Annotated in this window: 20 protein-coding genes and 4 pseudogenes; 12 read left to right on the top strand and 12 right to left on the bottom strand. The window is 65.9% G+C overall.

All coding sequences use genetic code 11. The features are described 5' to 3' along the window. Window positions 1-8: 8 nt before the first annotated feature. Window positions 9-449, bottom strand: a complete 441-nt coding sequence (locus tag F604_RS0104890) for a regulatory protein RecX (protein ID WP_019550664.1) — start codon at window positions 447-449, stop codon at window positions 9-11. 17 nt (window positions 450-466) lie between these two features. Here F604_RS0104890 and F604_RS0104885 point away from each other — a divergent pair, with 17 nt between their 5' ends. From F604_RS0104885 to F604_RS11925, 5 genes and pseudogenes are all read left to right on the top strand, one after another. Beyond that, the gene (locus F604_RS0104885; protein ID WP_019550663.1) at window positions 467-1,153 is read left to right on the top strand and encodes a metallophosphoesterase; all 687 of its coding nucleotides are present in this window, start codon (window positions 467-469) and stop codon (window positions 1,151-1,153) included. A gap of 4 nt (window positions 1,154-1,157) precedes the next feature. After that, window positions 1,158-1,436 carry an Lrp/AsnC family transcriptional regulator gene (locus F604_RS0104880; protein WP_019550662.1) on the top strand — a complete coding sequence of 93 codons (279 nt, stop codon included), beginning with the start codon at window positions 1,158-1,160 and terminating at the stop codon, window positions 1,434-1,436. 1 nt (window position 1,437) lies between these two features. Further along, a complete protein-coding gene (locus F604_RS0104875) occupies window positions 1,438-1,986 on the top strand; it encodes a CPBP family intramembrane glutamic endopeptidase (RefSeq protein ID WP_019550661.1) in 549 nt (182 codons plus the stop codon). 186 nt (window positions 1,987-2,172) lie between these two features. Continuing rightward, window positions 2,173-2,478 (top strand): annotated as a pseudogene (locus F604_RS12595) (PrkA family serine protein kinase); the annotation flags it as partial. Continuing rightward, window positions 2,477-3,082, top strand: a pseudogene (locus tag F604_RS11925) (SpoVR family protein); the annotation flags it as partial. The pseudogenes F604_RS12595 and F604_RS11925, both read left to right, overlap by 2 nt. Here F604_RS11925 and F604_RS0104865 read toward each other — a convergent pair. The 3 genes from F604_RS0104865 to pdo are packed head-to-tail and all read right to left on the bottom strand — an operon-like array spanning window position 3,079 to window position 4,938. Continuing rightward, entirely contained in the window at window positions 3,079-3,870 is a 792-nt protein-coding gene (locus F604_RS0104865) for a TlpA disulfide reductase family protein (RefSeq protein ID WP_019550659.1), read from the bottom strand. The pseudogene F604_RS11925 and the gene F604_RS0104865 overlap by 4 nt on opposite strands. After that, entirely contained in the window at window positions 3,870-4,247 is a 378-nt protein-coding gene (locus F604_RS0104860; protein ID WP_019550658.1) for a rhodanese-like domain-containing protein, read from the bottom strand. The genes F604_RS0104865 and F604_RS0104860 overlap by 1 nt, the downstream gene beginning before the upstream one ends. Window position 4,248: 1 nt before the next feature. Continuing rightward, window positions 4,249-4,938 carry a protein disulfide oxidoreductase gene (gene pdo / locus F604_RS0104855; protein ID WP_026328979.1) on the bottom strand — a complete coding sequence of 230 codons (690 nt, stop codon included), beginning with the start codon at window positions 4,936-4,938 and terminating at the stop codon, window positions 4,249-4,251. Window positions 4,939-5,104: 166 nt separating this feature from the next. On the opposite strand from pdo, the pseudogene F604_RS11920 reads away from it, so the two are divergent. The 3 genes and pseudogenes from F604_RS11920 to F604_RS0104840 all read left to right on the top strand — a co-directional run. Next, window positions 5,105-6,301: pseudogene (locus F604_RS11920) on the top strand (MBL fold metallo-hydrolase); the annotation flags it as partial. Next, window positions 6,282-6,713, top strand: a pseudogene (locus F604_RS13505) (TSUP family transporter); the annotation flags it as partial. The pseudogenes F604_RS11920 and F604_RS13505, both read left to right, overlap by 20 nt. A 9-nt stretch (window positions 6,714-6,722) precedes the next feature. After that, window positions 6,723-7,571: a carbon-nitrogen hydrolase family protein gene (locus tag F604_RS0104840; protein ID WP_019550654.1), complete on the top strand. Its 849-nt coding sequence runs from the start codon at window positions 6,723-6,725 to the stop codon at window positions 7,569-7,571. Here the strand turns inward: F604_RS0104840 and F604_RS0104835 are convergent. Then, the gene (locus tag F604_RS0104835) at window positions 7,566-8,483 is read right to left on the bottom strand and encodes a peptidylprolyl isomerase (protein WP_019550653.1); all 918 of its coding nucleotides are present in this window, start codon (window positions 8,481-8,483) and stop codon (window positions 7,566-7,568) included. The two genes, F604_RS0104840 and F604_RS0104835, sit on opposite strands and share 6 nt — an antisense overlap. 13 nt (window positions 8,484-8,496) lie before the next feature. Between F604_RS0104835 and hemE the strand changes: the two genes are divergently transcribed. From hemE to F604_RS13555, 4 genes are read left to right on the top strand one after another with little or no spacing between them, the layout of a single operon-like run. Next, window positions 8,497-9,528 (top strand): uroporphyrinogen decarboxylase, encoded by a 1,032-nt coding sequence (hemE, locus tag F604_RS0104830; protein ID WP_026328978.1) that lies wholly within the window; start codon window positions 8,497-8,499, stop codon window positions 9,526-9,528. Beyond that, window positions 9,525-10,478 carry a ferrochelatase gene (gene hemH, locus F604_RS0104825; protein ID WP_015717603.1) on the top strand — a complete coding sequence of 318 codons (954 nt, stop codon included), beginning with the start codon at window positions 9,525-9,527 and terminating at the stop codon, window positions 10,476-10,478. The genes hemE and hemH overlap by 4 nt, the downstream gene beginning before the upstream one ends. Further along, the gene (hemG, locus tag F604_RS0104820; protein ID WP_019550651.1) at window positions 10,466-11,821 is read left to right on the top strand and encodes a protoporphyrinogen oxidase; all 1,356 of its coding nucleotides are present in this window, start codon (window positions 10,466-10,468) and stop codon (window positions 11,819-11,821) included. The genes hemH and hemG overlap by 13 nt, the downstream gene beginning before the upstream one ends. A 30-nt stretch (window positions 11,822-11,851) precedes the next feature. Continuing rightward, window positions 11,852-13,162, top strand: coding sequence for a GAF domain-containing protein (locus F604_RS13555; protein ID WP_019550650.1), 1,311 nt, complete (start codon window positions 11,852-11,854; stop codon window positions 13,160-13,162). Here F604_RS13555 and F604_RS0104810 read toward each other — a convergent pair. The 7 genes from F604_RS0104810 to F604_RS0104780 all read right to left on the bottom strand — a co-directional run bounded on the left by F604_RS0104810 (window position 13,145) and on the right by F604_RS0104780 (window position 18,386). Next, window positions 13,145-13,456, bottom strand: coding sequence for a metal-sulfur cluster assembly factor (locus F604_RS0104810; RefSeq protein ID WP_019550649.1), 312 nt, complete (start codon window positions 13,454-13,456; stop codon window positions 13,145-13,147). The genes F604_RS13555 and F604_RS0104810 overlap by 18 nt on opposite strands. Then, window positions 13,453-14,604, bottom strand: a complete 1,152-nt coding sequence (locus tag F604_RS0104805; RefSeq protein WP_019550648.1) for a hypothetical protein — start codon at window positions 14,602-14,604, stop codon at window positions 13,453-13,455. The genes F604_RS0104810 and F604_RS0104805 overlap by 4 nt, the downstream gene beginning before the upstream one ends. Before the next feature lie 66 nt (window positions 14,605-14,670). After that, on the bottom strand, window positions 14,671-15,516 hold the full coding sequence (locus F604_RS0104800; RefSeq protein ID WP_019550647.1) for a protoglobin domain-containing protein: 846 nt from the start codon (window positions 15,514-15,516) through the stop codon (window positions 14,671-14,673). Continuing rightward, entirely contained in the window at window positions 15,513-15,950 is a 438-nt protein-coding gene (locus F604_RS0104795) for a hypothetical protein (protein ID WP_019550646.1), read from the bottom strand. Before F604_RS0104795 ends, F604_RS0104800 begins: the two co-directional genes overlap by 4 nt. Continuing rightward, window positions 15,950-16,765 (bottom strand): DUF2249 domain-containing protein, encoded by an 816-nt coding sequence (locus F604_RS0104790; RefSeq protein ID WP_019550645.1) that lies wholly within the window; start codon window positions 16,763-16,765, stop codon window positions 15,950-15,952. Before F604_RS0104790 ends, F604_RS0104795 begins: the two co-directional genes overlap by 1 nt. Continuing rightward, complete coding sequence (locus F604_RS0104785) at window positions 16,738-16,956, bottom strand: DUF2249 domain-containing protein (RefSeq protein WP_019550644.1); 219 nt, start codon at window positions 16,954-16,956, stop codon at window positions 16,738-16,740. The genes F604_RS0104790 and F604_RS0104785 overlap by 28 nt, the downstream gene beginning before the upstream one ends. A 98-nt stretch (window positions 16,957-17,054) precedes the next feature. Continuing rightward, window positions 17,055-18,386: an MFS transporter gene (locus F604_RS0104780; RefSeq protein WP_019550643.1), complete on the bottom strand. Its 1,332-nt coding sequence runs from the start codon at window positions 18,384-18,386 to the stop codon at window positions 17,055-17,057. Window positions 18,387-18,393 lie beyond the last annotated feature (7 nt).

Here is an 18,393-nt window from a genome sequence, read left to right as displayed (position 1 = left end):
GGCTCTTTTTACCCGCTTTCCTCCTCCTTGACAAGCCGGTAGGCCTCTAGGGCCACGGAAAGGGGGAAACCCCGGCCCCGAAGGAAGCGCACCGCCTTGGCCTTGTCCTGGCGGCGGGGGTAGCGGCGGAGGACCTTAAGCGCCGCCTCCAGGCTCTCCTCCTCCCCATAGGCGGCAAGGACTTCCTCCACCACCTCCTCCGGCACCCCCTGGGCTTTCAGGAGAAACCGGAGCTTATGGGGGCCGTACTTCCGCCTGCTGGCCACGAAGGCTTCCGCAAAGGCCCGGTCGTCCAGATAGCCCAGCTCCTCGAGGCGGGCCAGGGCTCCTTCCACCTCCCCCTCGGGAAAGCGGCCGAGAAGCTTCTCCCGCAGGCGGGCCCGGCTCATGGCCCTTTGGGAGAGGAGCCTTAAGGCATAGGCCAGGGCCTCAGCCTTTTCCATACCCATAGGGTACGCTAAAGCCCATGCGGGTCTTCGCCATCGCCGACCCCCACCTCTCCCGCCTGCACTCCAAGCCCATGACCATCTTCGGCCCCAACTGGCAGGGCCACCCGGAGGCCTTCTTCCGGGGCTGGCGGGAGGTGGTGGCGGAGGGGGACCTGGTGATTGTGCCTGGAGACATCTCCTGGGCCATGCGCCTGGGGGAGGCCCTGCCGGACCTCCTGGACCTGGCCGCCTTGCCCGGCAAAAAGGTGCTCCTGAAGGGGAACCACGACTACTGGTGGCCCTCCATAACCCGCCTGAGGGCCGTTTTGCCCGAGGGCATGTACGCCCTGCAAAACGACGCCCTGGTCTTGGATGGGGTGGCGGTGGCGGGAAGTAGGGGCTGGCAGTATCCCCCCGCCACCCCAGAGGACGAGCGGATCTTCGCCCGGGAGGTGGAGCGGCTCAAGCTCTCCCTACAGGACCTCGAGGGCAAACCCTACCGCCACCTGGTGGTGGCCTTCCACTTTCCCCCCTTCGGCCCCAAGGGGGAGGCCACCCCCCTTTTGGAGCTGGCCGCGGAGGCCAAGCCCCAGGCCATCGTCTACGGCCACCTGCACGGGGCCGACCCGGAAAAGCTTCCCAAAGAGTACCGGGGCATTCCCCTCCACCTGGTGGCCGCCGACGCCCTGGCCTTCCGGCCCAAGCTGATCCTGGAGGTAGGATAAAGGGGTGATCACCGCCTTCGTACTCATCCGTGCCCGCGGGGACCGGATCGCCACCCTGGGCGAGGCCATCGCCGAACTCCCCCAGGTGGCCGAGGTCTACTCGGTTACAGGCCCCTTTGACCTGGTGGCCCTTTTGCGCCTGAAGGACCTCGAGGAACTGGACGATGCCGTCACCCAGGGGATCCTGGCCCTGGAAGGAGTGGAGCGCACGGAAACCCTCCTGGCCTTCCGCGCTTACCCCAAGAAGCTCCTGGACCAGGGCTTCGCCCTGGGCGGGGAGTAGGTTGGTTCCTCCACCCCTGGGCTTCCTCCTGGCCCTCCAAGGGGGGCTACTCCTCCTTGGGGCTTCGGGCATGCTCCTCTTGGGCCTTCCCTTCGGCCAGGCGGGTCCCAAGGAGCTCTTCTATGCCCTGGGCCTCTTCCTGGCCTTGGCCGCTTTGGAAGAAGCCTTCCGGCACCTTTTCCCCGCTTCCTTCCGGGAGGCGGAAAACCTCCACCGGGCCTTGGGAGAAGCCCTGCGCCGGGCTGGGGTAGGACCCGCGGTCCTCCTTCTCCTCGCCCTCCTTTCGGGGGTGGCCGAGGAAGTCTTCTTCCGGGGCCTTCTGCAAAGCCTCCTCATGGCCTGGCTGGGGCCCTCGGGGCTCTTCCTCCAGGCCCTGGCCTTCGCCCTCCTTCACCCCGCCCCCAGGCGGGCCCTCGCCTACCCCGTATACACCGGGCTTGCCGGGCTCCTTTTCGGGCTCACCTACCTTCTCACCGGAAGCCTTCTCCCCGGCATCCTGGCCCACTTCCTCCACAACGCCCGGGGGTTCTACGAGATCTCAAGAAGCTAGGAAAGCTTAGCGCAAATCCCCTTCCCCGGCTAGAACCAGGGCCACATTCTCCGCCCAGAACCTGCTACAATAAAGGCAAAGCTATCAAAACCCGTCCCTGGCCGGTATGAAGGAGGGCGTCCATGAACGAACTGGAGCGCATCCGTCGCCGTCAAGACCTCGAGGCCTACCGGGCCCTGAGCTGGGGGGGACATCAACTACCGCAAGGTGGCCATCTACGGCTCCGACTCCGACCCCAGGGCCTTCAACTTCGACGGGGAACTCAACATCGCCAACCGGGGCCTGGTGGAGTTCATCGAGATCCTCAAGCTGGACGTGGCCTTCCTCTACGACCTCCTCACCGCCAGCCAGGAGCACAAGATCAAGTCCAAGAAGTTCGCCCAGACGGATATAGATGAGATTGTGCTTGGGCACACGAACGAGCCTGAGTACCGAAAGCTCCAGGCCAACGAGTACATGGAGGCCCTCCGGGACCGCACCATCAAGATCGACGGGCTGGGCCACCTACTGGCACACCCGCCTCCTCCTCCCCCTCCTCTCCCCGGAGGAGGCCTTGGAGTTCGCCGAGCTCCAGGCCGGGCTTCTCGCCCCACACGGCTTTAACCCTTACCGCCTGGGCTACCTGCTCCTAAAGGAGGTGGAGGAACGCTGGGATAAGGGGCGGTTCGGCCCCGAGTACGAGGCCCTGCCCCTAGGGGAGCGGCTCACCTACGAGAGGCCCACCGGCCTGGGGCTCAAGCAGCTTTTCCAGGTGCGCACCGTCCACACGGACCTGAGCTTCCTGGATAGCTTCCTGACCCCCGAGTTCGCCCTCAGGCAGAGGCTCCTCAACCCCGAGGACCTTCCCCGCTTCGCCGAGGCCAAGAAGGCCCTCCTCTTCCGCCTCACCAACGGGGGCTACCCCATCGTGGAGCTGGTGGACGCCAACTACGGGAACCGGGGAGAGCTCCTTCTGGAACACGCCTACGAGGGCGTGGAGCTGGACCTGAAAAAGACCCAGGCGGTGCTGGAGAACCTCTACCGCCTGTGGGGCCGGCCGGTGCACCTGAAGACAGTGGTGGGGGAAAAGGAAACCCTGCTTTCCGCGGGAAGCTAGCGCAAAACCCGGAGGTAGCCCAAAAGGAGGGCCTCGGAAAGCTCCCCCAGGTGCCGGGCCACCAGGCGCCCCTCCCGGTCAAAGAAAAAGGTGGTGGGAAGGCCCTGGGTCTTCAGGACCTGGGAAAGCTGGGTTTCCGGATCCAGGAGAACCCACTTGGGGGCCAGCTTCTCTTCCTCTAAAAAGCTCCGCACCACCGCCGGTCCCTCCCCCTGGCTGGCGAAGGCGAAGCGCACCTCGGGGTGCTCCTGGCTCAGGCGCACCATCATGGGTAGTTCCCGCCGGCAAGGAGGGCACCAGGTAGCCCAGAGGTTCAGGACCAAAGGCTTCCCCCGGAAGTCCTGGAGGTTCACCGGGGTACCCCCCAGGGTGGCGAGGGTGACCGAGGGCAGCCGCACCTCCTCCCCCCCTCGCCTCTGCACCTGGAAGACCCCGAAGACCAAACCGGCTGCCAACGCAGAGAACAGGGCATACCGCCAAAGGGTCTTGGGCAATACCATCAGCGTGTACCCTCCCGCAGCCAGGATACCCCAAAGGGGAGTAAAACCTCCTTGCCAAACGTAAAGGACGGAAAGGGGATCCCTGGCGAACACCGAAGCGTTTTCCAGCACAAAGCCAAGCCGCGCCCCCACAAAGCCCAGAAGAATGGCATTGTACGCCCAAGGGGCCAGCCGCCGGTCCACCCGACGTGCCGCCACCTCGGCCCCCGCCACCAAGACCAAGAGGGCCAGGAACACCTGGAACCTGACCCAGGGGATGGCGAAGGGTCCTACCTGTACCGCATCCATCAGCGAACCAGGGGGAAGCCGGCCCTTTCTATGGCCAAGACCCCACCCTCCAGGTTGTAGAGGTTGGTGTACCCCTTTTTCTTCAGGTACTCCGCCGCTTGGCGGCTGCGGTTGCCGCTACGGCAGTAGAGGTAGACGGGCTTGTCCTTGGGGAGCTTGTCGGCCCAGGCGGCGATCTCCTGAAGGGGCAGGTTTACCGCGCCCGGCACGTGGCCCTGGGCGAACTCCTGGGGGGTGCGCACGTCCACCACCCAGGCCCCGGACTCGAGGGCCCGGTAAAGCTCTCCTGGATCCACATCCTGGTAGCTCCCCTTGGGCCCACAGGCGGCGAGGACTAGGGGAAGGGCGAAAAGGCCAAGGAGGGCGCGGCGATTCACCTTAGGCCCTCACCCCCACGGCCCTTTGTATGGCCTGGAGGAACTGGGAAAGGGGTTGGGCGCCCAAAATCCGCTCCTTTCCGTGGTTGATGACGGTGTCGGGTACGCCGTGGATGTGGTAGCGCTCGGAAAGGGCAGGGAACTCGTTGGCCTCAATCATCTCGCCCCAGACCTTAGGGGAAGCGTAAGCCATGCGGTGGGCGGTGCGCACCGCCTGCGGGCAGTAGGGGCAGGTGGGGGTGACGAAGACCTGGAGGACCACCTCCTCGGGGAGGTTGTTGAGCTCCTCCACCACGTTTTCCGGCAGGCCGTGGCCATCCCGGCCCAGCATCTCGATGTCCTCGAGGAGGCTTGCGAACTCGTACCCCGCTGGGATCCCCCGGTAGCGCAGGTTAATGGCCTCGGAGCCCTTCTCCCGCAGGATCAGGGTGGGGGGATCCTCCACCCTGTACTCCTTGGCCTTCTCCTTGCCCTCGGGGGTGGCCAGGTCGTAGACCACCAGGTGCAGCTTATCGGAAAGGGCGGAAAGCTCCTCCAGAAGCTGCTTGGTCTCCTTGCAGTACAAGCAGGGCTCCTTGCCCGGGGCCACGAGGGTGGAGGAGTCGGTGAAAAGGACCATCTCCACATCCCGCACCAGGCTGGAAAGCCTCTCGCGCACGATCTCTTGCTCCTTCGGTCCCAAAAGCGCCATGCTCACCTCCAGAATACCCCGGTAGGGGTACATCCAGGCCCTCACTATATCAAAAAAGATTTTCCGGAATAGAGCATTCCTTCACGTTCGCGCGCCTTGACACCATTACCCCCCATGGGTATACTGACCCCCTGAGGGACAAAGCTCCCTCGCTGGAGGTGAAGGGATGATCTTCCGCCAAATCTACGAGGAAGGCCTCGCGCAGATGAGCTACCTTCTGGGCTGCGCCGCCACCGGGGAGGCCTTGGTGGTGGACCCTAGGCGGGACGTGGACGTCTACCTGGAGCTCGCCCAGAACCTGGGCCTCCGCATCACCGCCATCGCCGAAACCCACATCCATGCCGACTACCTCTCGGGGGCCCGGGAACTGGCCCGGGCCACGGGGGCTACCCTCTACCTCTCCGACGAGGGGGATGAAAACTGGAAGTACCAGGGCCTCGAGGGCTTCTCCTACGTCCTCCTTAAGGATGGGGACGAGTTTCGGGTGGGGAACATCCGGGTGAAGGCGGTGCACACCCCCGGCCACACCCCGGAGCACATCTCCTTTCTGGTGGCGGACGGGGCGGTAACCGACGAACCCCTCCTCTTCCTCACCGGGGACTTTGTCTTCGTGGGGGACGTGGGGCGGCCCGACCTCCTGGAGGAGGCGGCGGGGATCCGGGGCACGGCGGTCCCGGGGGCAAGGCGGATGTTTAAGAGCCTTAAGGAGAAGTTCCTCACCCTGCCGGACCACGTCCAGGTCTGGCCGGGCCACGGGGCCGGCTCCGCCTGCGGCAAAGCCCTGGGGGCCCTTCCCGCCACCACCGTGGGCTACGAGAGGCGGCACGCCTGGTGGGCAGAATACCTGGAAAGGAACGATGAGGAGGGCTTCGTAAAAGCGCTTCTCGCCGGTCAGCCGGAAGCCCCCACCTACTTCAAGGAGATGAAGCGGCTGAACCGGGATGGCATGCCCATCCTGGGGGGTATCCCGCACCCGGGCCGCCTCACCAAGGCCCAGTTTGACCGCTACCTGGGAGAAGGGGCCATCCTGGTGGACACCCGGGACAAGTTCGCCTTTGCGGGAGGCCACATGCCGGGATCCATCAACATCCCTGCGGGGAAGAACTTTTCCACCTGGGCCGGGTGGCTCCTTCCCTACAACCGGCCCCTCATCCTCCTGGCCCACCCAAGCCAGGTGGAAAACCTCACCCGGGCCCTCATCCGCATCGGTCTGGACGAGGTGGTGGGGTACATCCCAGGCCTTTCGGGGTATGCGGAAGGGGAGCTGGAAACCGTACCCCAGATTACCGCCAAGGAGGCCCATGCCCTTTGGCAAAAGGGCGAGGCGGTCATCCTGGACGTGGGAGCCTCCCAAGCAGGCCATCGCCGAAAGCCTACTCATCGTGGGAGGGATCGCCCTTCTGGGAGCCCTGCCCTACGCCCTAAGGGGCCTGGTGGACTGGCGCAACGTGCTCTTCTTCGGCCTTCCGGGCATGGCGGGCACCTACCTGGGGGCCTGGCTTTCCCGCTTCGTTTCCGGGGAGGTACAGCTTCTCACCTTCGCCCTCAAGTCCTTCGCCGGCTTCTACAAGTACCTGCACCTTCTGCCCGAGCTGGGCCTGGCCGTCAACTACGGGGTGGCCCTCCTCTTCGTTGGGGTGGGAACCCTGGGAAGCTTCCTGGGTAGCCGGCTGGCGGTGCGGCTACCCCAGGGGGGCCTGCGGCGGGGGTTTGCCCTTTTCCTGGTGGCCATGGGGGCCTTCATCGTGGCCCAGAGCCTGGCCCAGGGGCATTAGACTGAAGGGGTGCGCTTCCGCACCCTCTTGGCCATCCAGGCGGAGGTCAAGCCGGACTTTTATCGCACGGAGGAGGCCTTCCGGGAGCGGGTCTTCTCCTTGCTGGAAAGCCTCGAGGGCACTTCCTCTCCCCGCCTGGTTGCCTTCCCGGAGCTCTTTGGGCTTCCCCTCCTCCTCCACCTGGAGGGGGATTTTCATCCCAGGGACCTCCTGAAAAACCCCCTTCTCCCCTGGAGGCGGGCCCGGCGGGCCTACGGGGTTTTCCAGCAGGTAATGGCGGAGGCCGCCCGGGCCTTCAGCACCTATCTTCTGGCGGGCACCCTGCTCTCCCCGCCCTACGAGGAGGAGCTGGCCCGGGGGCGGTTCGCCCGCACGCCCCTTTTTCAGAACCTCGCCCTTTTCCTCAACCCCGAAGGCCGCTTGTTGGCCCAGGTGCCCAAGATGGAACTCACACCCCCTGAGCGCTGGCTCAGGCGGGGCACCTTCGGCCCCCACCTGGTGGAAACCCCGGCGGGCAGGGTGGGCATCCTCATCTGCCTGGACGGCTTTTTCGAGCGGTACCTGGCCCGGCTGGACGCCCTGGGGGCGGAGGTTCTCCTGCAACCCTCCGCCAACCCCGCCCCCTGGGACCGCCCCTGGCCCTGGGATGGATCCCGAAGGGAAGGGGAGGTCTGGAGGGCTTCCGCCCAGGAGAGGCTTGTGGGCCGGGAACACCTCCGGCTCCTCCTGAACCCCATGCTGAACGGCGAGATTCTGGGCCTCACCTTTGAGGGGCAAAGCGGCATCTACGCCCCCGGGGAGGCCCTAGCCTTGGCCCCTGCCCCAAGGGGGGATGCGGCCCTCCTCCTAACCCTATAGGCGCTCGGGGAAAAGGGTGATGGGATAGGGGCGGATCAGGAACTTGACCAGCCTTTCCCAGGCCTTGTCCTTCACCCCCTGGGCCAGCTCCTCCGCCACCTCCTCCAAGGGGTAGCGGCCCGGGGGTACCAGCCTTTCCAGGAGGATCACGTGGAAGCCAAACTCCGTCCCCAGGGGAGGGGAAACCTCCCCGGGCTTCAGGGCCAGCAGGGCCTTTTCAAAGGCGGGGATGTAGGTGCCTTCCGGCTCGCAGCCGAGATCCCCCCCGGCTTCCTTGGAGCCCGGGTCCTGGGAAACCTCCTTGGCCACCTGGGCGAAGGCCTCCCCCTTGGCCAGGCGGGCCAGGACCTCCTTGGCCGCCTCGAGGGTGGGCACCAGGATGTGCCGGGCGCAGTAGAGGGCGGGGTGGCGGTACTCCGGGGAAAGGAGCCAAAGGGCCTTCAGGGCCGCTGGGGAAACCTTAAGCTCCATGCGGTAATGGGCTTCCAGAGCCTCGAGGGCTATGGCCTCGGCCAGGAGGGTGCGGTAGGTGGCCAGGTCGGGCACCCCTGCCCCTTCCAGGGCCTTCCGCAGGGCCTCCTCCTCGGGAAAGGCCTTCACGAGCTCCGCCACCTGGGCCTCCACGCTGTCGGGTAGGGGCCAGAACCCCTGGCGCCTGGCCAGCAAAAGAAGCGCCCGCTCCTCCGCCAGGGCCTCCAGGTATGGAGCCCGGTACTGAGCCAGGAGGGCGCGGGTTTCCTCCGAGTCGGGGAGGCCAAGCTGCCGGAGTGCGCTTTTGGCGAAGAGGCCAAAGCGCATCTCAAACTGGCTTCTTGTAATGCTTTCGGGCCCCACCTGGGCCACCACGGGGTCCTCCTGGGCCAGGGCTAGGGGGGCAAGGGCCAAGGAAAGGGCGAGGAAAAAGGCGCGCATGCCCCATGCTACCATGGAGGGCGTGAACGACCTCATCCTCCAGGCGGCCCGGGGCGGGCCCACCTCGAGGCCCCCCGTCTGGTTCATGCGGCAGGCGGGGCGCTACCAGAAGGAGTACCAGGAGATCCGGCGGCGCTACACCCTACCGGAGATCGTGCAGAACCCCGAGGTCTGCGCCGAGGTGACCCTTCTTCCAGTGAAACAGCTTGGGGTGGATGCCGCCATCCTCTTCGCCGACATCACCACCCCCCTCTACGGGATGGGGGTGGAGCTGGACCTGGTGGAGGGCAAAGGCCCCGTCATCCACCGGCCCATCCGGGACTCCAAGGGGGTGGAGGCCCTAAGGCCCCTGGAGCCGGAGGAGGCCGTGCCCTTCGTGCTGGAAACCATCCGCCTCCTGAAAAGGGAGCTTGAGGTGCCCCTCATTGGCTTCGCCGGGGCTCCTTTCACCCTGGCCAGCTACCTCATCGAGGGCGGGCCGAGCCGCCAGTTCAAGGAGGTCAAGGCCTTCATGTACCGGGAGGAGGCCCTCTGGCACCAACTTCTGGAGAAGCTCACCCAGGCCATGGCCCGCTACCTCAAGGCCCAGGTGGAGGCGGGGGCCGATCTCCTCCAGGTCTTCGACTCCTGGGTGGGGGCCCTATCCCCCGCGGACTACCGGCGGTACGTGAAGCCCCACATGGCCAGGCTCTTCCAGGAGCTAAGGCCCCTTGGGGTACCCGTGATCCACTTCGGGGTGGGGACCATGGGCCTTCTTAAGGAGATGCAGGAGGCCGGAGGGGACGTGATGGGCCTGGACCACCACACCCCCCTTCCCTGGGCCCGGGAGGCGCTGGGGCAAACCCCCATCCAGGGCAACCTGGACCCCGTGGTCCTCTTCGCCCCCAAGGAGGTAATCCGGCGGGAGGTGGAAAGGATCCTTGCGGAAAACGCTGGCCGGCCCGGGCATATCTTCAACCTGGGCCACGGGATCCTGCCCGGCACCCCGGTGGAACACGTGCGCTATGTGGTAGAACTCCTCAAGGAAAAGGAGAAAGCGGCATGAACGTACTCCTCATGGCCTACGGCACCCCCTACACCCCGGAAGAGATCGAACCCTACTACACGGACATCCGCCGGGGAAGGCGTCCTTCCGAGGAGCTGGTGAGGGAGCTGGAAGAGCGCTACCACGCCATCGGCAAAAGCCCCCTGAACGAGATCACCCTGGTTCAGGCCATCAGGCTCCAGGCGCTTTTGAACCTCGAGGCCCCCGCCTACCCCAAGCGCCTCCTGGGCCCCTTCGGCCCCCGCATCCCCCAGGGGCCGGCCCGGGTCTACGTGGGCACCAAGCACTGGCATCCCTCCATCGGGGAGGCCGTCGCCGCCATGCACGAGGATGGGGTGAGGCGGGCGGTGGCCATCGTGGCCGCCCCCCATTACTCCCTAAGGAGCGTGGCGGAGTACCAGGAGAAGGTGGAAGCCGCCCTAAAATCCCTCCCCGAGCCCATGGAGATGGTCTGGGTGGAAAGCTACGAGGCCCATCCCAGCCTGATTGCCGCCTACGCCAGGAGGCTTGAAGAGGCCATATGGCGGCTTAGGGAGCCCAGGAAGGCCGCCTACGTCTTCACCGCCCACTCCATCCCCCTCTCGGCGGTGGAACGGGGCGACCCCTACCCCCGGCAGGTGGAGAGGACGGCGGAGCTCATCGCCAAGAGGCTTGCCCTGCCCCGCTTTAGCGTGGCCTACCAGTCCGCAGGGCGCACCCCCGAGCCCTGGCTTGGCCCCGACATCAACGAGCACCTTAAGTCCTTGAGGGAGGAGGGCTTTGAGGAGGTGGTGGTCCAGGCGGTGGGCTTCCCCGCCGACCACCTGGAGGTCTACTACGACCTGGACCTCGAGGCCCAGGCCACCGCAAAGGAGGTGGGACTAAGGCTCATCCGGGCCCGGAGCCTCAACGCCGATCTGGACTACATCCAGGTGCTTAAGGAGCTGGTGGAGGCAGCGTGGCTCAGGTAGCCGTGGTGGGAGGAGGATGGGCGGGGCTTTCCGCCGCCTTGGCCCTGAAGGAGGCGGGGGTGGACTTCCTCCTCCTGGAGGCAAGCCCCCGCCTAGGGGGCAAGGTGCGCACCCACAAAGGGGAGGGCTTCCTGGTGGAAGGGGGGCCGGACGCCAGCGTGCGCTACAAGAAGGAGGTCCTGGAGCTTAGCGAGCGCTTCGGCCTCACGCCCATCGGCACCCTCCCCGCCAAACCCGCGGCCTACATCCTGCGCAAAGGAAAGGCCCACCCCCTCCCCGAGGGGCTTTTGCAGATCGTGCCCGGGGACCTCAAGGGCCTTTACCGCACCTCCCTCCTCTCCCTTTCCGGGAAGCTCAGGGCCCTATACGACCTTTTCCTCCCCCGGGGGGCCAAGGAGGACGAGAGCCTGAAGGAGTTCGTGGAACGGAGGCTTGGCCCCGAGGTCTTCGCCGCCCTGGTGGCACCCCTGGCGGGAGGCATCTATGGAGGGGAACCCGAGGAACTCTCCATGCGAGCGGCCTTCCCCCAGCTTTTGGACCTGGAGCGGAAGCACCGAAGCCTCATCCTGGGGGCCATGCGGGCGAAAAAAATGCGGGGAAGCCGGGAAGGGGGAAGCCTGTTCTTCTCCTTCCAGGAGGGGCTTTCCGTGCTAACGCGGAGGCTTGCGGAGGAGGTGGCGGAAAAAACCCTTTTGGGCGCACCGGTCCTGGCCCTCGAGCCCCTGGGTAACCGCTTCCGCCTCCACACCCCAAGGGGGCCCATAGAGGCGGATACCGTGATCCTGGCCACCCCTGCCCCCGTGGCGGCAAGCCTCATGAGGCCCTTCCTCCCCGAGGCCACGGCCCTTCTCAAGGGGATTCCCCACACCCCGGCGGCCACGGTGAGCCTGGCCTTTAACGAAGCGCTTCCCGTATTGGGGCATGGCCTCCTCATCGCCAAGGGGGAGGGCTACAGGGCCAGGGGGTTTACCTGGACGCACCAGAAATGGCCCGGGAGGGCCCCGGAGGGGTTCAGCCTGGTGCGGGCCTACTTTTCCGGGGAGGTGGCGCGGCTTTCCGAGCCGGAGCTTGCCCGGGTGGCCCTGGAGGACCTCCGCCGCTTCCTGGGCCAGGAGGTGCGGGCGGAACGCACCTTTGTCTTCCGCTTCCCCGAGGGCATGCCCGCCTACCGGGTGGGGCACCTGGAGCGGAGGGAAAGGTTGGAAATGGCCCTCCTCAAGGCCCCGGGGCTCTTTCTGGCCGGGAACTACCTGGAGGGGGTCGGCCTCCCCGAGGTGGTGGGCTCGGGGAGGAGGGCCGCGGAAAGGGCCCTCGCCTACCTGGCCCTGGCCCCTACCCCCTAGGGAAAATCTTGGGGTAGAATGGCCCCAACCATGGCCCTACTCTATACAGCGGCCGCCCTGGCCTCCTTTCTCGTGGGGCTGCTCCTGGGGCTCCTCGGCTACCCCGGCTTTTACGTCCTCCCCTGGTTCATGATCGCGGTGGCGGTGGTGGCCAGCGTGCACGGCCTCCCCTGGGGGCTTCTGGCCAGCGCCCTCGCCGCAAGCGCCCTGGCCCTCTTCCCCCAGTTCAGCGGGGTAGCCCTGGCCCTCCTCCTCCTCTCGGCCCTCCTCGCCCACCAGGTGGGGAAAGGCCTGCGGAGGGCCCACCGTCGCGCCCGAAGCCTGGCCCGGGTAGAGAGGCTTTTGGCCTCGGCCCTCGAGGCCCTCCCCCAGGCGGAGGACCGGGAGGCCCTGCTAAAAAGCCTCCCGGAGCGCCTCTTTGCCCTGGGGGAAAGGGGGCACGTGGGGGTCTGGGTGCCCCAGGGGGGTGGGTTTCGCCGGCTTGCCAGCCGACCGCCCATAGGCTTGGACTGGATTCCGGAAACCGGGGTGATGGGCCGGGCCTTCCGGGAGGGGCGGCCCATTTACATCCCCGACGTGCGCAAAGAACCCGCCTACATCGCTCCCCCCGGTCAGGAGGCGCTTTCCGAGCTCGCCCTGCCCCTTTTTGAGCAGGGCGACGCGGTGGCGGTCCTCAACCTGGAACGCCCCAAGCCCTTTCCCCCCGAGGAGGTAGCGGGCCTTAGGCGCTTTGCCCAGGCGGTCAGCCTCCAGCTTTCCCGCCTGGCGGACCTTAAGGAGCGGAGAATCCTGGCCGACGAGGAAGCCTGCCCTGCAATCTGGGCGCCTGGGGCAGGTGGAGCCAGTGGCGCAACCGGCCGGACGCATGGGCTTGCCCCTTTCCTCAACCCCCGCCCCTGCTCCCCGGAAGCCCCTAAGGAGGGGGGGAGCATGCGGGCGTGGATCCTAGGGGTTTTCCTTCTGATAAGCCCTTGGGCCGCCGCCCAGAGCCCCATAGGCCACACGGTGAGCCTCCGCATCCCGCCGGTGGCCTACCTGCGCCCGGAGGGGGCCAGAGGGGAGGCCGCTTCGGCCCTGGAGCTGGGGGCTGGCCTTCATGGGGTCCGCCTCCTGGCCAACACCCGGTGGACCCTCTCGGTGGAGGTACGGGGCGAGGCGGTGGTGGCCTCGAGGCCCTTGGCGGAGGGGCTTCACCTTTTCCTGGGCCAAGGCTCCCTTACCCTGACCCTCTGGGTTCCCCCGGGAAGCAAGGTGCGGCTAGAGGTGGAGGTGGGCCCCCCTACGCCCCAGGCCCCGGGAAAAGCCCTTTCAGAGCCCGGATCGTTAGATCCATCCCAGTAGGCGGCGGGCTTTTTCCGAAAGCCTCTCCGGGGTCCAAGGAGGCTCAAAGGTGATCTCCACCTCCACCTCCTCCACCCCGGGAAGCCGGGAGAGGGCCTGCCGCACCGCATCCCCCATGCTGTCGTGCAAGGGGCAGCCCGGGGTGGTGAGGGTCATACGCACATAGGCCCGGGGGGGTTCCACCACCAGGTCGTAGATCAGGCCCAGGTTAACCACGTCCAGGCCAAGCTCCGGGTCGTAGACCATCTCCAAAAGCGACCACGCCTGCGCCTCCAGCGGGTTCCTCGCCGTCATCGCCGCATCACCTCCCAAAGGGCATAAACATGGGGGAAAACCCCCAAGAGGTAGACCCAGCCCGCCCCGGGAAAGAGGGGAAAAAGGAAGGCCCCTAGGGCCAACAAGGCCCCTGCCCCATACCCCGCCCCTTCCGGGAGCATTTCCTTCAACAGGGGCACCTTTTCCTTTCCTGCCCTTGGGGCATACCGGTGGGTCCAGACCAGAAAGGGCAGGATCTTGTAAAGCATCCCCGTCACCACCAGCCCCACGAAGCCCAAGGCAAACCAAAGCGCTGCCCATACGGGGTTAAAGGGCAGGGCCAAGAGGGCCAGGCCCAGGAAGAGGAGGCCAAGGAGGTAGTGCCGCACCCCGATATCCAGGGCTTTTTTCATGCGGTTTTTGAGGATGCGCCAGGTGTCGTAGAGAGCCAGGGCGTAGGAAAGAAGAAGAAGGAGATAGCCCAACCTCTCCCCCATGGCCAAACCCAGAAACCCAAGATTGGCCGCAAAGAGGAGAAGCCCCAGAACCCGCTCGTCCACCCCGTGGGTGAGGGTGAACATGGAAAGGAGCTTGTAGCCCACGCCCAGGATGGAAAGGAGGAAAACCCCGCCCAAGCCCGCAAGGAGGTGCCAGGTGAGCCTTTCCGGGTCGTAAAAACCATAGCGCTGGGAAAGAGCCTGCAAAAGCCCTAGAAAGGGGGTGAGGACCAGGTAGAAGACCACCCAGGCCAAGGCGGTGGCCACCCGGTTCCAGCGGGGAGCCTGGCGGAAGGTGAGGTAGACGTGGTAAGCGAAGAAAAGAAGGGCAACCAGGACCAAGCCCCCACCCCAGGGCACAAGGGAAGGAACCCAGGCGAAGCCCGAGGCCAGGAGGACTACCCCCAGGCTCCAAAGAACCATCACCGGATACCCCCACTCCGGGCGGTAAAGGGGAGTCTCCAGGACCACCGGCAGAAGCTGGTGCATGGCCCCAAGGAGCACCCCCACCCCGAAGCCCAGGAGGAAGAGGTGGGCCCCGGCCAAGCCCAAAGGGTGCCGGGGAACGGCAAAGGCCTCGGGATGGAGGGCAAATAGGAGGCTTGCCGCCAGGAAAAAGGCTTCTCCCAGGAAGACAAATCCGGCGGGGATGGAAAGGGGAATCACGCGGTTATGGGCCGTGACCAGCATCGTCTTAATCCTGAGCCTGCTGCCCGGGATTAGCCATGATCCAGGTCATGGCCACCCCCTGGGCGGTCAGCGGCCCGGGGGCAGAAGGGTGAGGAGGTCCCCTTCCCGCAAAGGAGTGGCCAGGCCCTCGAGGTAGCGCACATCCCGGCCGTTGAGAAGCACCGCCCAGCGGGGCCTGAGCCGCCAGAGGGTCTTGGGCTCCAGCCAAAGCCCCACCTCCTCCTCGGCGGCCAGGGCCTCGAGGGCAAGGTCCCTTAAGGCGGGGGTGGCGGTGAACACCTTGGCAAGCGCCTCCCCCACGCCTCCCGCCCGCAGGGAAAGGGGCTTGGGCAGGGCGGGATAGGCCAAGCCCAGGGCCTGGAAGCTCACGGCCACCTGCCCCTCCTTCAGGGCCATGGCGGCGTCAAAGCCTTTGCGCATCACCTCCTCCTGGGCGGAAAGGTAGACGAGCCAGGGGCGCACATCCCGCACCCTCTCCGCCACATACCGCCCCACCTGGGCAAAGGAAAGGCCCACGTATTCAGGGGGAATCAGGGCCCCCTTCGGCCCCAAACCGCCGTGCCAGAGCCCCGCCCGATACACCTCCCGGGCGAACTCCGCCGAGGTGTCCACCCCGATGGTGCGGGCCAGCCAGGCGGAGAAAAAAGCCCGCCTCAGGTAGAGCTCCTCTTCCCGAACCCTTCCCTCCCAGCCCAGGGCCCGGGCGGTGCCGGGGTGGCGGCTTAGGCGGTCGTAAACCCCAGCCACAAAGGAAGCCGCTTCCTCAAGGAGCCTTTCCGCATCCAGGCGCATGGCCCTCTTCTCCTCCTCCCCAAGCCCGCCAAAGGCGAGAAGGTCGGCAAAGACCTCCTCGGGCAGGGGCGGAAGATCCAGAACAAGGGCTTCCTCAGGCCGTGAGGACACCTGCTTCATCCTCCCCTCCGCTCCCGCTCCTCCCGAAGCCGCCTCAGCATCTCCGCCGTCAGGACCCGCCTCCCCATGGCGTGGGCGAAGACCAAGGTGGCGAGGACCTGCAAGACCCCGGAAACCCCAAGCCAGGGGCGGAGGCCTGCGTGGCCTGAAAGGGAAAGGGGCTCGAGGACAAGCCGCAGGAGGAGCCCAGTGTTTAAGAGGACGAAGGTGATCCCTTCCAGCCGATCCTGCCGGAGCCCACCCGGCCTCGGCATCATCCAGTAGGCCACCCCCATGACCATCTGCAGGAAGAAGCCCACAAGGCCGGCGTGCACATGGCTTGGGCGGAAGGGACCGACAAGCCCCGGAAAGAGGTAGAAGAGGGTGCCGAGAAGGGCGGTATAGACCAGGTAAACCAGGGCCGCCCGGATGAAGAGATAGTGCCAGAAGCCCACTAGCCCCCCTTGCGGATAAGGAGCTTGACCTTCCCCGGGCCTAGATCCTTGAGGGCGTAAGCATGCCCCTCCTCCTCGAGGCGGGCCAGGAGGTGGATGGGCCTGCGCACGTGGTGGACCAAAAGCTTCTCCCCCGGCTTAAGGGCGGCCAGGGCCTCGAGGACCCGCATCATGGGGAGAGGGGGCTCCAGGTTCTCCTCGATGGTCACCTCAGCCTGGACCTCTTCCCAATCAGCCTCGGTAAGGGGAGGCGCCTTGGCTAGCCCCTTTTCTGCCGCCGTGCCTTGGCGGTAGAAGTGGGCCCGGTAGTGGCGTTCCCCAACCTTCTCGCACCAGGCGAGAAACCCCTGCTTGGCCAGCACCCGGTAAAGGGGGATGGGCTCAAAGAGTACCTCTAGAACCAGCCTTTCCCCCGGCTTCACCTCCCTGGCCGCGGCCAGGATGCGGGAAAAGGGCTCCCCGCCCGCCTCGAGGGTAGGCCGGACGTCCAGCCGGAAGCCCACGGGGGCGGAAAGCCAAGACGGAGGCGGGGTGCCGACAAGGCTCTCCTCGGCCACAGGAAAGGCAGGGCCCGCCTCCACCCCCAGGGCCCGGTTGAGCCTTGCCACGAGCTCCTCCGGCTCCAGGCCTCCGATCCTCGCCGCCTGGGCCACGGTGACCAGGGCCGGCATGGTGCGGCGGAGGAGGGGGTTTTTGAGCTTCTGGAAGGCGGGGCTTGCCGCCACCAGGACCTCGAGGAGGTGGGGCCAGCGGGCGAGAACCTCCGCCACCTTCATCCCGGGGTGCACTACCTCTTCCCGATCCGCACCCGCCATACCTCCGGGCCCTCCTCCAAATAGGTCCAGTCCACCTGGCCCGGGCGCTCGGCCATGAGCTGGTAGTAGAGGGGTTTGGGGTCGTGGTCGTTGACCAAAACGAAGCTCTGCCCCGGCTTCAAGCTGTCAAAGACGCCAAAAATCCGTGGGTGCCGCTCTCTTGGGGGTATGGTGCGAACGTCCAGCTCCATAGCGCCCTCAGTTTCCCCGGGCCAGTTCCCCTTTCGCCATGACCTGGGTCAAAGGGAAAAGCCCCCGCCAAAGGCGGGGCCACCAGGCAGGCCTGGATTCAACAGGGCTTCTCCGCCCCCTTACGGGCATAGTAGTACCAGTTCAGGAAGAGGTTCAGAGCGTAGAAGACCATGAGGCCGTAGAAAAAGGCGGTAAAGCCCCCCGTGGCCTTTTGGGTGTAAGCGGCTAGTGTGGAGAAAATAAAGGGCCCGTAAGCGCCGATGGCCGCCGTCCAGCCGATCACCCCACCCGCCTGCCTGGGGGGGAAGATCATGGGCATCTGCTTAAAGGTGCTGGCGTTCCCCACCCCGCTGAAGAAAAAGACCAAGAGCATAGCCAGGACAAAGAGCGGGAATTGCTCCAAAGAGGTGGGCCGGGTGAAGAGGGTGACCAGCAAGGCGGAAAAAAAGATGCCGATGGCGGACACCTGGGTTACGATCGCTCCCCCAAGGCGGTCGGTGATGGGGCCCGCCAAGATGCGGGATAGCGAACCCACCAAGGGCCCCAAGAAGGCGTACTTCAGGGGGTCCGGGGCCCCGTCAAACTTCCCGTAGACCTCGCGGATGAGGAGGGGGAAGATGGCGGAAAACCCAGAAAAGGAGCCAAAGGTCATGATGTAGAGGCTGGTCATGACCCAGGTGTGCTTGTCGCGGAAGATGTCAAACTGCTCACGAAGGTTAGCCCGGACCGGAACGCTTCTCAAGTACACCCAGGCCAGCCAAGACCCCACCAGCACAAAGGGCACCCAGATAAAGGTGGCGTTTTGCAGCCAGATGGGCTGGGACACCCCGGGCTTGGGGGTGAAGGTTTGGGGCCCGCCCAGGAGGGAACCAAAGAGGGCGAAGCCGATGACCCAGGGGGTCACGAACTGGACCACGGAAACGCCGAAGTTGCCGATCCCTGCTTGCAAGCCCAGGGCCGTCCCCTGGAGGCGCTTGGGGAAGAAGTAGCTGGTGGAGGGCATAAAGCCGGAGAAGTTGCCCCCGCCGATCCCGGCCAAGAAGGCCAGAAGGAGGAGAACCCAGTAGGGAGTATTCGGGTTCTGAACGGCGAAGCCCCAGCCCAATAACGGCACAAGGAGGAGCAAGGTGGAAAACGTCACGAGATGCCGGGTACCCAGGATAGGCGGTAGGAAGGTCCAAACGATGCGCAACGTCCCTCCCGCCAACCCCGGCATGGCGGTGAGCCAGAAAAGCTGGGTCGTGTCCAAGGGGAAGCCGGACTTGGGCAGACGCACCACCAGGGCGCTCACCACGTACCAGGTGATGAAAGAGAGGGTGAGGTTGAAGGTGGTGATCCAAAGGGTGCGCCAGGCCAAGGCAGGGTCCCAGCGCTTGGGATCCTCGGGATCCCACTCTTTGAGCCAGGTGCCCTTAGCAGCTTTTAGCATGGGCGGC

Source organism: Thermus scotoductus DSM 8553 (assembly GCF_000381045.1).
Taxonomy (GTDB): Bacteria; Deinococcota; Deinococci; order Deinococcales; family Thermaceae; genus Thermus; species Thermus scotoductus.
Note: the sequence above shows the minus strand (reverse complement) of the source record. Positions and strands in the feature narration are given on the sequence as shown.

Bases quoted from the DNA above. Each gene is read 5' to 3' on its own strand.
- F604_RS0104890 (WP_019550664.1), bottom strand. From the start codon at position 449: ATGGGTATGGAAAAGGCTGAGGCCCTGGCCTATGCCTTAAGGCTCCTC.
- F604_RS0104885 (WP_019550663.1), top strand. From the start codon at position 467: ATGCGGGTCTTCGCCATCGCCGACCCCCACCTCTCCCGCCTGCACTCC.
- F604_RS0104865 (WP_019550659.1), bottom strand. From the start codon at position 3,870: ATGGATGCGGTACAGGTAGGACCCTTCGCCATCCCCTGGGTCAGGTTC.
- pdo (WP_026328979.1), bottom strand. From the start codon at position 4,938: ATGGCGCTTTTGGGACCGAAGGAGCAAGAGATCGTGCGCGAGAGGCTT.
- F604_RS0104835 (WP_019550653.1), bottom strand. From the start codon at position 8,483: ATGCGCGCCTTTTTCCTCGCCCTTTCCTTGGCCCTTGCCCCCCTAGCC.
- hemE (WP_026328978.1), top strand. From the start codon at position 8,497: ATGGAGGGCGTGAACGACCTCATCCTCCAGGCGGCCCGGGGCGGGCCC.
- hemH (WP_015717603.1), top strand. From the start codon at position 9,525: ATGAACGTACTCCTCATGGCCTACGGCACCCCCTACACCCCGGAAGAG.
- F604_RS13555 (WP_019550650.1), top strand. From the start codon at position 11,852: ATGGCCCTACTCTATACAGCGGCCGCCCTGGCCTCCTTTCTCGTGGGG.
- F604_RS0104810 (WP_019550649.1), bottom strand. From the start codon at position 13,456: ATGACGGCGAGGAACCCGCTGGAGGCGCAGGCGTGGTCGCTTTTGGAG.
- F604_RS0104805 (WP_019550648.1), bottom strand. From the start codon at position 14,604: ATGCTGGTCACGGCCCATAACCGCGTGATTCCCCTTTCCATCCCCGCC.
- F604_RS0104800 (WP_019550647.1), bottom strand. From the start codon at position 15,516: ATGAAGCAGGTGTCCTCACGGCCTGAGGAAGCCCTTGTTCTGGATCTT.
- F604_RS0104790 (WP_019550645.1), bottom strand. From the start codon at position 16,765: ATGGCGGGTGCGGATCGGGAAGAGGTAGTGCACCCCGGGATGAAGGTG.
- F604_RS0104785 (WP_019550644.1), bottom strand. From the start codon at position 16,956: ATGGAGCTGGACGTTCGCACCATACCCCCAAGAGAGCGGCACCCACGG.
- F604_RS0104780 (WP_019550643.1), bottom strand. From the start codon at position 18,386: ATGCTAAAAGCTGCTAAGGGCACCTGGCTCAAAGAGTGGGATCCCGAG.